Origin of the sequence: Paenibacillus sp. GM1FR (assembly GCF_002803315.1) — a bacterium.
Lineage (GTDB): Bacteria > Bacillota > Bacilli > Paenibacillales > Paenibacillaceae > Paenibacillus > Paenibacillus amylolyticus.
On the sequence record NZ_MKZL01000011.1, the window covers coordinates 1,147,738 to 1,163,052 of the forward strand.

13 protein-coding genes are annotated in these 15,315 nt (G+C 43.5%); 8 read left to right on the forward strand and 5 right to left on the reverse strand.

The window, feature by feature from the left end:
- Window positions 1-151 precede the first annotated feature (151 nt).
- The 3 genes from PAEAM_RS10865 to PAEAM_RS10875 all read left to right on the forward strand — a co-directional run bounded on the left by PAEAM_RS10865 (window position 152) and on the right by PAEAM_RS10875 (window position 4,802).
- Entirely contained in the window at window positions 152-694 is a 543-nt protein-coding gene (locus PAEAM_RS10865; RefSeq protein WP_165789874.1) for a sigma-70 family RNA polymerase sigma factor, read from the forward strand.
- Window positions 695-707: 13 nt separating this feature from the next.
- Window positions 708-2,114: a DUF4179 domain-containing protein gene (locus PAEAM_RS10870; RefSeq protein ID WP_100527494.1), complete on the forward strand. Its 1,407-nt coding sequence runs from the start codon at window positions 708-710 to the stop codon at window positions 2,112-2,114.
- Window positions 2,115-2,294: 180 nt separating this feature from the next.
- Window positions 2,295-4,802: a WG repeat-containing protein gene (locus PAEAM_RS10875; protein WP_100527495.1), complete on the forward strand. Its 2,508-nt coding sequence runs from the start codon at window positions 2,295-2,297 to the stop codon at window positions 4,800-4,802.
- 154 nt (window positions 4,803-4,956) lie between these two features.
- On the opposite strand, the gene PAEAM_RS10880 is transcribed toward PAEAM_RS10875, so the two are convergent.
- The gene (locus PAEAM_RS10880) at window positions 4,957-5,430 is read right to left on the reverse strand and encodes a YbaK/EbsC family protein (protein WP_100527496.1); all 474 of its coding nucleotides are present in this window, start codon (window positions 5,428-5,430) and stop codon (window positions 4,957-4,959) included.
- Between the two features lie 54 nt (window positions 5,431-5,484).
- Entirely contained in the window at window positions 5,485-6,042 is a 558-nt protein-coding gene (locus PAEAM_RS10885) for a helix-turn-helix domain-containing protein (protein WP_100527497.1), read from the reverse strand.
- A 431-nt stretch (window positions 6,043-6,473) separates the two neighbouring features.
- Here PAEAM_RS10885 and PAEAM_RS10890 point away from each other — a divergent pair, with 431 nt between their 5' ends.
- The 5 genes from PAEAM_RS10890 to PAEAM_RS10910 all read left to right on the forward strand — a co-directional run bounded on the left by PAEAM_RS10890 (window position 6,474) and on the right by PAEAM_RS10910 (window position 12,390).
- Complete coding sequence (locus PAEAM_RS10890) at window positions 6,474-8,273, forward strand: ABC transporter ATP-binding protein (RefSeq protein ID WP_100527498.1); 1,800 nt, start codon at window positions 6,474-6,476, stop codon at window positions 8,271-8,273.
- Complete coding sequence (locus PAEAM_RS10895; RefSeq protein ID WP_100527499.1) at window positions 8,270-10,018, forward strand: ABC transporter ATP-binding protein; 1,749 nt, start codon at window positions 8,270-8,272, stop codon at window positions 10,016-10,018. Before PAEAM_RS10890 ends, PAEAM_RS10895 begins: the two co-directional genes overlap by 4 nt.
- Before the next feature lie 83 nt (window positions 10,019-10,101).
- Window positions 10,102-11,064, forward strand: a complete 963-nt coding sequence (locus tag PAEAM_RS10900) for an ABC transporter substrate-binding protein (RefSeq protein WP_243391299.1) — start codon at window positions 10,102-10,104, stop codon at window positions 11,062-11,064.
- Between the two features lie 403 nt (window positions 11,065-11,467).
- Entirely contained in the window at window positions 11,468-11,677 is a 210-nt protein-coding gene (locus tag PAEAM_RS31760) for a hypothetical protein (protein ID WP_165789875.1), read from the forward strand.
- A 314-nt stretch (window positions 11,678-11,991) separates the two neighbouring features.
- A complete protein-coding gene (locus tag PAEAM_RS10910) occupies window positions 11,992-12,390 on the forward strand; it encodes an RDD family protein (protein WP_081746009.1) in 399 nt (132 codons plus the stop codon).
- A 756-nt stretch (window positions 12,391-13,146) separates the two neighbouring features.
- On the opposite strand, the gene PAEAM_RS10915 is transcribed toward PAEAM_RS10910, so the two are convergent.
- The 3 genes from PAEAM_RS10915 to PAEAM_RS10925 all read right to left on the reverse strand — a co-directional run bounded on the left by PAEAM_RS10915 (window position 13,147) and on the right by PAEAM_RS10925 (window position 15,201).
- Window positions 13,147-13,350, reverse strand: coding sequence for a hypothetical protein (locus tag PAEAM_RS10915; RefSeq protein WP_100527501.1), 204 nt, complete (start codon window positions 13,348-13,350; stop codon window positions 13,147-13,149).
- Between the two features lie 157 nt (window positions 13,351-13,507).
- Window positions 13,508-14,044, reverse strand: coding sequence for a hypothetical protein (locus tag PAEAM_RS10920; protein WP_243391300.1), 537 nt, complete (start codon window positions 14,042-14,044; stop codon window positions 13,508-13,510).
- Window positions 14,041-15,201 (reverse strand): hypothetical protein, encoded by a 1,161-nt coding sequence (locus PAEAM_RS10925; RefSeq protein WP_100527502.1) that lies wholly within the window; start codon window positions 15,199-15,201, stop codon window positions 14,041-14,043. Before PAEAM_RS10925 ends, PAEAM_RS10920 begins: the two co-directional genes overlap by 4 nt.
- Window positions 15,202-15,315: the final 114 nt, after the last annotated feature.

Consider the following 15,315-nt stretch of genomic DNA (forward strand, 5'->3'; position numbering starts at 1 on the left):
AGAAGATTTGCAGAAGACCACAAGGACACTGCAAATCTTTTTTTATCGTGGAGTAAGTAAAAGTCATTTGCCAAACGAATATAGGTAGGAAGCACGGATCAACACGAGCACTCGTGATCATATGAGGATGGAAGGGAGGGTACATGTAATCGTGGAAGAAGAACAAATACGGAAGGCAGTAGTGAATCGTGATCCTGAAGCCATGGAATGGGTGATGAACCACTATGCAGGTTTGTTATGGAAGATTGCTCATTCCATCCTACATCATGCATCGACAGAAGAGATTGAAGAATGCGTAGCAGATACATTTTTTGCTTTTTGGCAGAATCCGGATGCATTCCAATCTGGGCGAAGTAGCCTGAAAAATTACCTTGCAACAATCACAAAACATAAAGCGATTGATCGCTACCGGAAACTTAATCGAAGAACTGAGCTTACATATGAAGAGGAGATTCATTCGGTGCAAACGGATGATTTGTTGGTTCAGATGGTCAGTAAAGAGACATATACGGAACTTAATCAAATGATTGAATCTTTTCCAGAACCGGAACGGGAGATTATGAAACGTCGGTTTTACGAAGGACAGAGACCCCATGAGATATCGGAAGCATTGTCCCTACACGTTAGGCAAGTCCATAACAAGCTTTATCGCTCCAGGCAACGATTGAGGACATGGTGGATGAACAGGAAATAAAGGAGGCGATCATATGGGAGAATCCGAAAAAGAATTCACTGAGCAGAACCTCTTTAACATTAAAAAGTTGTTCTATGATAAATTGGCGATGAATGAACCAACAAACATTACAAGATCAGATTCATCATTTTATCCACCTATATTATATCCATCCGCTCCATCCGCACAGACAAAGGAGTCCATGAATAGGAGAAGAAAGTATCGCAAAGCCATCTATATTCCTGTAACCGCTGCGTTATCGTTATGTCTTGTTACAGGGGCAGCTGCATCCATGGGCATCATTGACCTGCCTTCTATTCTTCATTTTCTAGGTGCAGATCGGATTGGCATTCTTCAGCCTGTTCACCAGGTGAGTGAAGATCAAGGGATTCGAATGGAGGTTATAGGTGCTGTCAGGGACGGAGATACAACGGAAATCTATGTTTCATTATCGGATCTGACGGGTCAACGTATTGACGAGACGCTGGATGTATATGATTACAGGGTCACCGGAGGTAATGCAAACAACGCTCAGATTATTCATTATGATGAAGCTAATAAAACGGCTATTGTCCGATTTCTCATTCAAGGAAAAGTGAGCAAAAATCGAATTACCGTTCAGATTAATACGCTGATGTCCGGTACATCTCTTCAAGATGGTTACAACGTACAAGTGGACTGGGAGAAGTTGCTACATGAAAAGCAAATCAATAGCTATGATATCCTGGATCGAGATCGTATAAGTGGCTGGGGAGGTGAAATTGATATTCAAATGGAAACCGATCCAATTCCGGTATTGCATCAGGATGTAACGAATATCCCTGTTGAGGGTATTAATTGGGCGCATATTTCCAATATGGGTTTTGTGGATGGCAAGTTACACATTCAGATTAATCCGGATAATGAGATTGGCGAGTATAATCATGGATACTTCTACTTCACGGATGAGCAAGGTCAAAAGCTCGATATTCCCCAATATTCTATTAGCTACGGGAGATACATGAAAAATGGAGTAGACATTGGTGGGGATTACGATGAGTATGTGTATGATCTGTCCGCTGTTAACGAATTAGATAAGCTGAGACTTCAAGGCAGCTTTACGAGTATTAGTGAAGTTATACAAGGGAATTGGAAAACGACCTTTAACTTGAGTGAAAATGGTTTGAGTAAAACAGGAAACGTTCAGCTTGATGCAAATGGAGCCTCACGGGCAACTGTAACCCTATCCGCAGTTGGCGTCACGCTTACAGGGGAGGCACTGAACAAGATTCGGATGGAGGACTTGAGTATTGAAGTACACCTGAAGGATGGTACAAAGTTGTCTGGCGCATCAGGTTTCCTCCAGCTGGATCAGGATCTCATTAAGTGGATATCCCCTAAGACCATTCCGGTGAATGATGTGAGCTACCTGCTAATCAATGGAGAGAAAGTAACTTTGTAAGAAGAATAATTAAAAGGTGAATCAAAAATATGGGGATAACAGCGATCGGAAGGTGTTCTGTCATCGGAGTGGTAAGTGTGAATATTCTTTAGTTCAACTTATATAAAATGAATTACATGTCATATCCCGATTTATGACGCATACCATTAGGCGAATGCGGTCATAAGGGAGGAAACTGAGATGTCCATGAGCGAACCGCTGTTAACGCAAATTGTGAATCAACATATTCCGGCTGGTGCAACGGTCGTCACTATTGATAAACCTGTTCAACATCCAGCGATCTATGCGGCAGATCTTACCGGTGACGGTATGCCGGAGATTGCTGCAGTCTATCAGTTGAATGGTGAGCTGTATTTGCTCATTCTGAAATTTGTTCAAGGACATTGGATCAAGATGGCACTAATTAAGGGATTGGGGTATGGGGTGACTTTAATGACTGCAGCCCCTGTAACTTCAACGGCAAGGAACAATCTCATTATCGGTTGGCGGATTGGTTCTATATGGTCTAAGCTTGCCGTATATGAGTGGACGGAATCAGGGCTCAAAGATCTGGCGCCTGACGATCTATACTATAGCTATGCAGAGATTATAGATATGCCTGGTCCGCATGGCCGAGATGGGAAAGTGGAGATTGCACTCTGGATACATGACACAGGTGAAGCCTATCGTGTGGAGATTATCCGATGGCAGAATGGGAAATGGGTTCCTGCACCGGACGTATATGCAACCTATTATCCCAAAGTGGTGCAATATTACGAGCAACTAACCCAGCAATATCCTGATTATATCTTTTACTGGTATTACCTTGCGGATGCTCAGTACCATGCGGGCCAGTATCCCGCAGCACTCGCTTCCGTTCAAAAAGCACTCAGCTTCCCGGAAGCGTACCCTTCCAGAGAGGCGCTGCTGGAGCTAGAAAAGAAAATTAAGCAGGCAATGGTCCCTATAAGTCATGCCCGGGTAGCGACATGGTTATATCCAGTCTCCGTTCGAACCACGAGTGGGACGCGTTGGGGGTACATGGATGCCCAAGGCCACATTCGGCTTGAGCCGGTTCTGGATGACGCGCAAGCGTTTCAGCCCAATGGATTGGCTGTGGTTGTGAAGGATGGTCGTGCCGGCGTTATTAATCTTCAGGGGCAGTATGTCGTTCAACCTGTATACGATTCCATCAATTCCTTTTCCGAAGAACGGGCGATAACAATTGATTCTCAAGGATTTAAGATGATTAATGAACAAGGTACAGTCCTGACCAGACGGGCGTACCCGTATATCTCAAATATGAACGACGGTCGAGCGTTATTTTACGATTCTAATCCTGGGCAGGCAGATGGATCGGTGAGTCGGTATGGTTATCTGGATGCGTCGGGCAATGAGGTGATACCTGCACAGTTCGCTTCTGCGAATGATTTTCAAGATGGTAAAGCGATTGTGCAGATTAAGGACAATGAATATGCACTCATTAATCGCAATGGACATCGGCTCGCAACGTATCCATATGCCTATGTGGGACCATTAGGGGATGGACTGCTTGCTTTTCAAAAAGAGGCCTCGGGCAAATATGGGTACATCGACGAACGGGGTAATATTCGTATTCAGCCCAAATTTTCATCGGCATTTCCTTTTAACAACGGGCAAGCGATCGTTAATACAGCAGAGGACTACAAATCGATCTACGGTGTTATTAATACGGAGGGATCGTTTATCATTCAACCCGCCTATAATGACATCCGCGAACTAGGCGAGCATCGTTATGCGCTGGGGCAAGCAATTCATCCGGAGCAGCCGTATATTGGCTCTGTATACGCGATTGCAGATACCAATGGCAGAAGACTTACGGAGTTCCTATATCGCGAAGTAGGCAATTACAAAAACGGTCTTGCTTCCGCATCGGATGGCAGACAAACCTATCTGCTGGATCTGAGTGGAAGACCTGCCGCTGGGTATCCACATGTAGAAGGTTCGGGTACGCTGGAGGTCGTGGCACCAGATCTGATTAAGGCCTATGTAGACCAGCGCTTATCGTATGTGAACCGGGCCGGACAGATCATCTGGCGGCAAAATACAATCGTTCCACTTCATCCTCCGTACCGTGTACGCGAAGAGAAGTACAAACCGAACAGGGACTATCTCGTATATTATCCGCAGGTGGAGGGATTAACGAACCAAGCGGAGCAAATTGCGCTGAATGCCAAGTTGAAGCAACTCTCCCAAGTTAAACCGATCCCTGCCGATCAGCAGCTGGATTATACGTATACAGGTGATTTTGATATTACGTTTTATCAGCAGCAATTGCTGCAACTGCAACTCACAGGTTATAACTACCCGGCGGGTGCAGCGCATGGTATGCCTACGATGATCTATGCGATCATTAATCTGACGAATGGTCAGTTGTATGAGTTGAAGGATTTATTTAAACCAAATAGTGACTATGTAAAAGAGTTGAGCCAGATTGTGGGGGATCAGATCAAAAATGATCCTCAATACTCGTATGTGTTTCCGGACACCTATACGGGGATTAGTGCGGATCAGCCGTTTTTTGTCACAGCGGATGCTCTTCATCTCTACTTCAACCCGTATGATATCGCACCCTATGCGGCAGGGTTTCCAACGTTTACGATTCCTTTTGTCCAGATCAAGGATATCATTAATACAGAAGGTTCGTTCTGGAGAGCTTTTCATAATTGATTGAGGGGACAGCCAACATTTTAACGAAAATATACGCTAAGGACGTTGAGGCACAAAGACAGCGGATTTTTCCTGCTTCAAGCAAATGTCCGCTGATACTTAGCTTATATAACAGTCAAAATGTTGGCGCTACCCCATATAGAACTACTATAAATCAATCATTCCATCCTTTACATACATCAATCCACTCTGAATAACTAGAGTATTTTTCTAATTGTTCTATTGTAAGTTCAATAGCACTATTGCTACTCCCGCAAGATGGATAGATTGTGTCAAAACGTTTTAGAGATATGTCTAGATAAACAGAAACATCATTTTTAATAGCAAATGGACAAACACCTCCAATGGCATGACCAACCATATCAATGGCTTCATCAGGAGAAAGCATTTTTGCTTTTGTTTTGAAATACTCTTTGAATTTTTTGTTATCCACTTTTGCATCCCCGGCAGCAACTACTAAAACAGCTTGTCCATTCACCATAAAAGAAAGTGTTTTTGCGATTCTCTCTGGCTCACAACCTAATGCAGATGCAGCCAAATCCACGGTTGCACTAGATACTTCAAATTCGATAATTTGAGAATCCATACCATATTGTTTAAAAAAATCTTTTACTTTTTCAATTGCCATAATCATCACACCTCATTTTTAAATATTTTCTAGAAGATCATAGATGAAACTTGCCTATGTTCTTGGGTAAAAAATCATGTTGTAAATGACACATGGTTCTTGATAGGGATTATTGTAGGAATGAAAAACATTAGCACGAAAGCGGAGTGCTTGATTTTCTTTTAGAACAATTTTTTTTGTGTTGACTACCATTTCTAACATACCTTGTACCACAAAAACATATTCTTCCACACCTTCAAGGTGCCTTTCAGATGGATGGTGACATCCAGGATCAAATTCGATATAAAATATTTCAACGTTACGGGTAGGGTCAAAAGGAAAAACAGGAAATGCTCTCATTTTTCCATCATTTTCAATGATAGCGTCTTTGGATCGTGTATCAACCACACTGCACTCATCTTCTAGCTCTTCCAATAATAAAGATAAAGGAACTTTTAAGCCGACTGCGATTTTCCAAAGAGTTGTAATCGTTGGTGAAGACTGTCCTCTTTCAATTTGTCCAAGCATAGGCTTACTTACATCAGTAAGTTTAGAAACATCTTCAAGTGTAAGATTTCTCGTTGCTCGTATTTCTTTTAACCGTTCTCCAATAGTTAATACTGGCGATTGCATTGCATCACTCCTTTTGTATGTTATAACATGTTAAAGTGTAATATAACATACTAACAGTTGATTTCAATAGGCGGCAGTTTAATGATGTAAGTAACTCTTTCACATATTTATCCATACTAAATGGAAAATATTACGGGAGTTACAGATCAAAGAAGTCATATTTATCTATACAAGCAAAAAACGAAAACTTTCTCCAACAACAATTTTTTTGCTTGGCAAGAATGTAAATACTTCACCAGACATTCTCAAGTTAAGCGACGAGGTCATATGTCCAATAGGGCTTATAAGATGCTGTTAGACAACAATAATCCGTGATGAGGTATTAATGCTCCGTGAAGAGGTAGTGATCATTCAGGGCTCTATGAGATATTAATGTGCGTATATAGCACTGTGCTATATTGAGAATGATTATTAATATCAGGAGGGGTGAGATGAACAACACATCTGAAGTGTCCGGACTAATGCAAGTAACGAAGGAGCGCAAAGGTCTGCTGATTACAGCAAGTATCTTCTCGACCCTGTCGAGTCTGTTGCAGATTGTTCCTTTTGTCGGAGTGTATAAGATCGTCGAGGAACTGCTAACGCATGCGGGCCAACCATCTGCGATGGACAGAGATCTGTTGATCTATTGGGGGATCGTCGCATTCGTAGCCCTCATTGCAGGGCTTATTGCGCTTTATATCGGGGGGATGTGCTCACACATCGCTGCATTCAACATTTTGTACCAGCTCAGAGTGAGACTTGCGGAGCATGTTGCCAAAGTACCCATGGGGTATCACACTCGGACGGCAACCGGTGAGCTGAAGAAGATCATCGAAGTCAGTGTGGAGAAAATTGAGAAGTTTATCGCCCATCAGTTGCCGGATCTGGTAAGTGCGATCGTTATTCCACTGATGCTCTTGGGATATCTGTTCTGGCTCGATTATCGCATGGCGCTGACGCTGTTGGTTCCGATCGGAATCGGGTTCTGGCTGCAAAGTCGTATCTTTCGCAGTGAACGCGGCCGTCAGGCTTATCGTGATTTTCAACTTGCCATCGAAGAGATGAATGCGACGGGTGTTGAATACGTGAGAGGTATGCCGGCGGTGAAAGTATTTGGCATTACAGCTGATTCGTTTCTGACGTTTAAACAGGCGGTGACGCGGTATCGGGATATTTCATTGAAAATAACAGATTTGTGTAAAACATCCTACGGGCTGTTTTTTGTAATCATGATCTCGTTATTTACCTTCATCGTTCCGGTGGGTATTCTGCTGTCGAGTGGAAATGAGGGCAATCAGTCGTTTGCGATCACGTTTATTCTGTTTCTGATCATTACCCCGAGTCTATCTGCTCCGTTATTGAAGTTAATGTATCTGGGCAGTGGAATGCGCGAGATTGTGGAAGGACAGAAACGGATAGAATCGGTGTTTGCCGAGCCGGTTGTACAAGAACCTGAGTTGCCCAAAGTTCCGGATACATATGAGGTTGCCTTTCGGCAGGTATCTTTTGCTTATGAGCGTAAGGAGAGCGAAGCATATAAACCTGTACTTGAACAGGTTGATTTTGTAGCCAACGCAGGAGAGATGACCGCACTTGTCGGACCTTCTGGTGGAGGAAAGTCAACCATTGCGAATCTATTGCTTCGTTTCTGGGATGTACAGGAAGGTGAGATTACGATTGGTGGAATTCCGATTCAGGAGATGGGTACGGAGAAACTGATGGATACCGTGTCCTTTGTATTTCAGGATGTACATCTGTTCTACGATACGATTGAAGAAAATATTCGGATGGGCAATACATCAGCTTCATTACAGGACGTTATAGCTGCGGCTCAAACTGCTTGCTGTCATGAGTTTATTGAGAAACTGGATGCTGGATATGACACTAAAATCGGAGAAGGCGGCACGTACCTGTCCGGCGGTGAAGCACAGCGAATTGCGATTGCACGGGCGTTGCTCAAAAATGCTCCCATTCTGGTCCTGGATGAAGCGACAGCCTACGCGGATGCAGAGAATGAACACAAGATCCAGCAAGGTCTGGCCCAATTGGTTCAAGGCAAAACGGTACTGATTATTGCTCATCGTCTAACAACGATTCGTGCAGCTGAGCAAATACTCGTGATCCGAAAGGGAACGATTACCGAGCGTGGGACACATGATCAATTACGTGCATTAGGCGGAGTATATGAGCATATGTGGCAGGCCCATATCAGTGCGGCTTCCTGGAAGCTTGGAGGTGCAGGACGATGAAGAATTATTTATACAATATATCTGGGGGTAACCCGCGTAGTCTGCTACCTTCGGTAATTGCAGCGATTCTGGACGGGATTGCAAAGATTGTTCCTGCGGCGCTGCTTGTGGATATATTCAATACGATCTATAAGTCTTTTGCTGAACCAGACAAAGGACTGGATATCAACCGAATGTGGGTTGTATGCTGCATCCTGTTTGCCTGGCTTCTGGTGGAGTATGTGGCTTATGCTTCGCTCTATGACAAGACCTATCGGGCAGCATACAGCCTTGCGGCCTCAGGAAGGTTAAAGCTGGCCGAACATATTCGCCATCTGTCGCTAGGATTCTTCGGAAAACGTGATCCTGGGGATCTGACGAATCTGATCTTGAGTGATTATGGTCAGGTCGAGCATACGATCTCTCACAATCTGTCGCAGCTGATCAGCGCGATTGTGCTTCCGGTACTTGCTTTTGGCGGACTTCTGTTGGTGGATTGGAGAATGGCCGTAGCCATGTTTGTTGCGGTTCCCTTAGGTGTGGCTCTGTTATGGCTTACGGATTCCATTCAGGCACGACTGAGTGAGAACCATGTTCGAGCCAAAAACGAAGCCGCCAGTCGACTTCAGGAGTATCTGAGCGGTATTCGTGAGATTAAGGCCCACAATATGGGGGGCAAACGTTTTGAACGGCTGCGTCGTTCTTTTGACGAATTGAAATCAGCTTCCATTCGGTTGGAAGGTATCATGGGACCGATGATCATGGGCGCGATGTTGCTCGCACGATCGGGGATGACGTGGATGATTCTGGTGGGCAGTTATTTGCTTGCAGGTGGTGAGTTGTCCTTACCGGTATTTCTGTTATTTTTGCTGGTAGGTACAAAGGTATTCGAACCGTTAACGGTTGTACTGATGAGTTATGGGGAGATGCGGTACTCCGCATATAGTGCAAGACGCATTATGGATGTGCAGCAGGAGGCCCCGATGGCAGGAACGAGAGATGTACAGCCCAATCAGGCGATTTCATTCGACCAGGTGACCTTTGGATATGATGACCGGCAGCCGGTCTTGAAAGACTTGTCCTTTACGATTGAGCCGCATACCATTACTGCCTTGGTTGGCCCATCCGGTAGTGGTAAGAGTACAGTCACACGTCTCATTGCCCGCTTCTGGGATGTACAGCAAGGCACCATTCGCATTGGTGGCAGACCCGTTAATCAGATGGACCCCGAGAAGCTGTTGCAGGATATCTCTGTGGTCTTCCAGGACGTGTATCTGTTCCAGGATACGATCGGCAACAACATTCGTGTAGGAAAGAAAGACGCTTCGCAATTCGAGATTGAGGAAGCAGCACGCAGAGCTTGTTGTCATGAGTTTATCTCCAGTCTGCCTCAAGGGTACGATACGCTCGTTGGCGAGGGTGGATCGACGTTATCTGGTGGGGAGAAGCAACGGATCTCCATTGCACGTGCTTTATTGAAAAATGCATCGATCGTCTTGCTCGACGAAGCCACCGCTTCACTTGATCCGGAGAACGAAGCCGTGGTGCAGCAAGCGATTAATGAGCTAGTCGCGGACAAGACGGTTATTTTGATTGCACACCGATTAAAGACCATTCAAAATGCCGATCAGATCCTTGTTTTGGACCAAGGTCAGCTCGTAGAGCAAGGAACTCATGCGCATTTGTTAGATCACTCAGGCATCTACGCTCGGTTGTGGCAATTACAACAGGATGCAGAAGGCTGGCAGGTAAAAGCAAACGGATAATGAGTTCGATGAGATAGATAAAGTAACTGAAGCAAATAAGCCTAATGTGGCTAATGAACTGACATAAAAGGAGAATGACAACGATGTTTAAACGAATTCCTGTATGGATTGCACTATGCTGTATGCTCACGTTGGCGGCCTGTGGAGCGACCCAGACGACCAATGAAGTGGCGAGCTCCTCAGAGGCAACCACACAAGCGACGACCAAAATGATTACTAACCCGAATGGAGAAGAGATTACGATCCCTTTGAATCCAGAGCGCATTGTTGATCTATCCGGCTCTACAGAAGAGTTACTGATTATTGGGAAAACACCTGTTGCAACGATGAGTGCGGATTACGGTAACCCGGAGGAAATCACTCCAACCATTAAGGATCAACTGAGTGCAGATACTGTTAATCTGGGCTGGTATGGTTCACCGTTCAGCATTGAAGCTATAGCGGGTGCTAATCCGGACCTGATTATTCTGGGAAAGGATTTTAACACGGATCAATATGAAACTTTATCCAAAATTGCGCCTACGATTGCATTGCCTTATTCTTACTATGATTGGAGAGAACGCCTGACATTCTTGGCAGATACGTTTGGAGAAGAAAGCAAGAAAGATGAATATCTGGCCAAGTATGATGCGAAATCTGCAGAGTGGAAACAAAAGCTGGAGGCGACTGTACATGGTGAATCCTTTGCCGTAATTGAGACATATCCAAACAACCTGGTCATCTATTCCAATAAAGGGGCAGCTGAGATGTTATACGGTGAATGGGGCCTGAAGCGCACAGAGGGTATCCCTGATCCAGAGGGCTGGGGCGGTAAACAGATCGCACTGGAGGCTCTGGCTACCGTTAATCCGGATCGTCTGTTATTGATGGAGAATAGTGAGAACAAGATGGTCGATAGTAAGGTGTGGAATAACATGAACGCAGTGAAGAATGAAAAGATCTATAAAATCTCTAATGTCGATAATTATAATTATTCGTACACAGCGATGGGGAGAATGGAGCTTATGGACCGTTTGGGTACGATGATTCTGGAAGGTCAGAAGTAGTCGTTGGATTAGAGCAATTGAAACGATAGATTAAATTTAACATTTAACAGAACCTAATAACGCCTATGTTAATTGTGGAATTGTGTATTTTGTTCGAAATCATGTAACTTGAGCGGTTCTGGCTGCGTTTAGACATTGGGGTGATCTGATGTTGGTGAACGTGGTTCAACGGTACATGGTATTAGGACTTATATTTATAGGTATAAGCTTGACTGCATATCTCGTTCTTGAAAGGGTTGAAGGGTACCATATTACAACGACAGAGTATTACGGCTTACGCAATGCAGGGGGAGTAATATATATTCTTTCGCTTATCCTGGGATTCGGTCACTATTTAGTCGCTTTTTATGTTGTTATTATTAGCCCGATCTCATGGCTGCTGCGGAAATATGTATGCTTTCCTATGGTGAGAACTTTCATCTATATGATTGGGTTTGGATGGGGCGGGCTGTGGGTTTTTGATCTCATGTACAGTCCATATTTCGTGAAAGGATACTATCTGAACCGAATGACATCGATATGGATATTTGCCATCGCGGGGTTAGTTTATGCCATTGTGGAGAATAAGATTTGGCGAAGAGGGCAGATGCAGAACGAACAGAAGGCTACTTAACAAATGTTGAGTAGCCTTCTTGGTTTACATAATTATTATGGTGTTTTCATTGGGGGCTCAGAGGCCAAATACAATATTTAGAAAGGATTATGTAAGAGTAAATAGTGAACATGTACAGCAGTAAGTTAATTCGATAGTTTGTTATAAAATTCACAAAGGATGTAATTAAAATGAAATAGGAGTTTTATCGTAAAAAGGTAAAATTTTCTGTTATACTATTTGGGTTGTGTACATAAAGTTAGATATTTTAATGAAGGGAGTTCATGAAGTAAATTAGCCGTTTAGTTTAAAATTGTATTTTGGAGGAAAGCATTTTGTATAAAGCAGGTTTTTGGATTAGATTAGGAGCAGGTGTATTGGATAGTCTTATTATTTCAATTCCGTTAGTGATTATTGCAGGTGTGCTGACGGGCAACTTTGATACGGATGAGCCGATTGCCAAACTGCTTAGTGCGTTATACTCAATTTTATTACCAGTTTACTGGTATGGTCGAACCATAGGCAAACGTATATGTGGAATTCGAATCCGCCAATACGATACACACGAACCGCCAAAAATTGGTACGATGCTGATGCGAGTTGTTGTAGCTGGACTTGTGTACGTATTAACTTTGGGTATCGGAGTTATTGTGAGTGCTTTTATGGTCGGTTTGCGTGAGGATCGACGTGCGATTCATGACTTTGTAGCAGGAACAGAAGTAGTTTGGGATTAACTCGAAGATTATAAAGAATTGGCTGTACAGGGGTAAAAATCACGTACAGAGCTTTTAAATCATTAGTACTGTTTCACAAAACTCGTATTTTGTACATATGTACAGATGGAATCAAATCGTCAAACGCCATACGCCATACCTGCCCCAATACGTACCGATAAAACAAAAAAGCCGCTATAATAGCGATTTCAATGGGAACATGTTCTTGTCCCTCCACAAATCGCCATGTTAGTATACTGCACTTCTCACGGATCACGGTGTAAAGAAGCCAAACGCATATGATCGGCTGCTTTTTATGTTTGATTGAGCTAACGGTTCTCGTTAGCTTATTCCCATTCCTTCCAAAAGACCCATCCTCCATTTTTAAGCGAAAAAAGTGATTTACACTGCTTACATCTCAGAATCGAACCAGAAGGATATTTTGGATTATCGATATACAGTTTGGGAACACATTTCTCGTACCCACATTTTGGGCATATCTGTCTCATACTTTTCTTTGTTTTCAATTTCTTACCTCAATTTATTCTTATATTTTCTTTATTTTAGCATTGTTCATTAAACTAAACTGCCCGTTAACTTTAAAAATGGATATTACTTTACAATTAGTTTTTTGGTGGGATCTGTTCTTAGCTCACACGCCCTCTATTTTAGCGACTTTTTATGGTAATGTGCTCTTTTCAATCGACATAATTCCTATCATTGCACTGTGTCAGTGAAGAGTTGCGTGGATATCGTTTGTGCCGTTCGGAACGTGCTTTAGGGTAGTACTTTTATTTCTTTCAAAATATCGCTGTAAGTAACCTCATTGTTCATTAGCTTTGGATAGAAATTGAATGCTTTGTCAAACTGAGCATCTGTAACTTTTATATAGCCGTTATCAATCATTTCTTGATCCGTTTCCTCTGGATCGCTTACCATCCTATATTCAAAATTGTTTATTTTCAAAAAATTTCTTCCCATGATTGGCCTCCTATTCTTTCCAATATCTATCTACTCTCTTTGGATTATACCCCTGATAAGCTAGATTGTTCCAGGTTAAGATTAAAAGAGCGTTTCCCGTATTGAACACCGGGAAACGCTCATATTTTACTATTTTCTGTTTTTCTCATAGGGAAGCTTAAATATCCAGATCTACGTAATTACCATCCATCAAGCGCACGTGATCAAAACGCCATTTAGCAATGGGATGAAGCACTTGTTCATTGAATCTAACAAGTGAGGGCCTGTGCTCTGCCTCCACCACCACCATGATTTGAGCATCAACGTTTCGGATGACCCTAGCGGTGTTCTGCGTAGCATGTTCGTTAACTGCTTCAGTCGTCAACTCAATCCAGCCGATCCAATCTTCTCGACCGTTCGCAACAACTTTTAATTCACCGTTCCTTCTGGTGACAAGAGTTCCATGATTGCGCCGCAGCATGACAAACGTGGACTCATCTAATTCTTTAAGCCCCAGTGTTTCCATCAAGCGCACAATTTCATTCTTATCAGATGAGCTGTATGTCGGCTGGGCTAAAAGCGAATTAAGTTGAGCAAATCCTTCCAAAACTTCCCGACCAGATAAGCTCCTGTTTTTCATCCATTCATCGGCGTTTAGTATCTTCGCGCGCTCAAAGAAGTTTTCCACATTGTAAGCAGCAAGCCTTAGCCTCATTTCCTCCTTTGACTAACAAGAGTCTCAACCCTTTCGGCCATGAGCTCTGAATTGATATTACTGATGCCGAACCTTCTAAGCTTATGCACGACTTCGCTTGCGGACGGAGCATTTTCAATGATGATGTTCACAACTTCATCGGCATCATCGACGAGCCGGATATAGCGTTTGAATTCCTCCTCTGTCATATTCCCACTAACTACGAAGAGTTGATGAAGCAATTCCAACACTGGTATGTGCACCTTACCATCTGGGACTTCCGGAACTGTCCAGAACTTGCTATCAAGAAACAACATTGAAGTAATAGGAGCTTTATTTTCTGTGTCGCGGTAGTATACTTGGCCCGCGTCTTGGAACACTTCTTGGATAGTGCCTCCCCGCCCTTCAGAAAAAACGATGCCGCATGAAGCTAGCGTCAGGAGAACATCTTCTCGTATGCTGTTTAGGAAGTATTTTGCCACATGGGTTGCAAAAGGCGTAAATGGTTCGTGACCATAATGCCATGTCGGCAATGCCAAACTACGATTGAGAGGCGTAAGTTGGTCCTTAAGTTCATTAGCAATTTTCCAAGCTGGAAGCATCCATGCGTGGAGATCACTTAACAAATCTTCATTGATTGTCCTTCCATCTTTTCCAATGAGGTGATGCATGTTTTTTGGGAATTCATCATATGGTTTTTCCGCTAACCTATTGATTGCGGATGTAAGTGATTCTTCTGAACGTCCTGCGAAAAGTGCACCAAGATGAGTCGCTTCCATGCAACCTGGTCCACCACCACTAACAACGATGAAACCAGATTCAGAAAGCTTCTGAGCAATTCGTGCAACCTCGCGATATGCATCGCTGCCGCGTCGCTCTCGATGCCCGCCCATGATTGCGACAGGACGGCGTCCTGCCTGCACCTCTGTTGCCAGAAATACATTCATTTCCCTTACAACTGATGTGTCATGCAAAGCTTCCATCATCGCGGCGTAAGGGTCCGAGATAGTAGTCCCCCCTTGTTGATGAAAGTATAAAAAGCACTGGAAATCGGGCGTAGCAGGTAAACTCAGTACATTTTCCGGATTAAAATGCTCAAGTAACTCAAACGGATTATAGAGCTTGTCGTGAATTGGGTTGAATGGGGGGTGAGTGATCGGTTCAATTGGTTTTATCATTGTTCGCTCCTATTTCTCGCTCTTATATTCTCATGCTTTGTCGTTCGTTAAAAATAAGGTGGGCTTTCTCATCTAAATTTCTGCCGACAAATAGACTTGGCAGTTTCGCCCATT

What these genes read in the sequence shown, in the direction of transcription:
- PAEAM_RS10870 (WP_100527494.1), top strand. Translation starts at nt 708, where the DNA reads ATGGGAGAATCCGAAAAAGAATTCACTGAGCAGAACCTCTTTAACATT.
- PAEAM_RS10875 (WP_100527495.1), top strand. Translation starts at nt 2,295, where the DNA reads ATGTCCATGAGCGAACCGCTGTTAACGCAAATTGTGAATCAACATATT.
- PAEAM_RS10880 (WP_100527496.1), bottom strand. Translation starts at nt 5,430, where the DNA reads ATGGCAATTGAAAAAGTAAAAGATTTTTTTAAACAATATGGTATGGAT.
- PAEAM_RS10885 (WP_100527497.1), bottom strand. Translation starts at nt 6,042, where the DNA reads ATGCAATCGCCAGTATTAACTATTGGAGAACGGTTAAAAGAAATACGA.
- PAEAM_RS10890 (WP_100527498.1), top strand. Translation starts at nt 6,474, where the DNA reads ATGAACAACACATCTGAAGTGTCCGGACTAATGCAAGTAACGAAGGAG.
- PAEAM_RS10895 (WP_100527499.1), top strand. Translation starts at nt 8,270, where the DNA reads ATGAAGAATTATTTATACAATATATCTGGGGGTAACCCGCGTAGTCTG.
- PAEAM_RS10900 (WP_243391299.1), top strand. Translation starts at nt 10,102, where the DNA reads ATGTTTAAACGAATTCCTGTATGGATTGCACTATGCTGTATGCTCACG.
- PAEAM_RS31760 (WP_165789875.1), top strand. Translation starts at nt 11,468, where the DNA reads ATGGTGAGAACTTTCATCTATATGATTGGGTTTGGATGGGGCGGGCTG.
- PAEAM_RS10915 (WP_100527501.1), bottom strand. Translation starts at nt 13,350, where the DNA reads ATGGGAAGAAATTTTTTGAAAATAAACAATTTTGAATATAGGATGGTA.
- PAEAM_RS10920 (WP_243391300.1), bottom strand. Translation starts at nt 14,044, where the DNA reads ATGAGGCTAAGGCTTGCTGCTTACAATGTGGAAAACTTCTTTGAGCGC.
- PAEAM_RS10925 (WP_100527502.1), bottom strand. Translation starts at nt 15,201, where the DNA reads ATGATAAAACCAATTGAACCGATCACTCACCCCCCATTCAACCCAATT.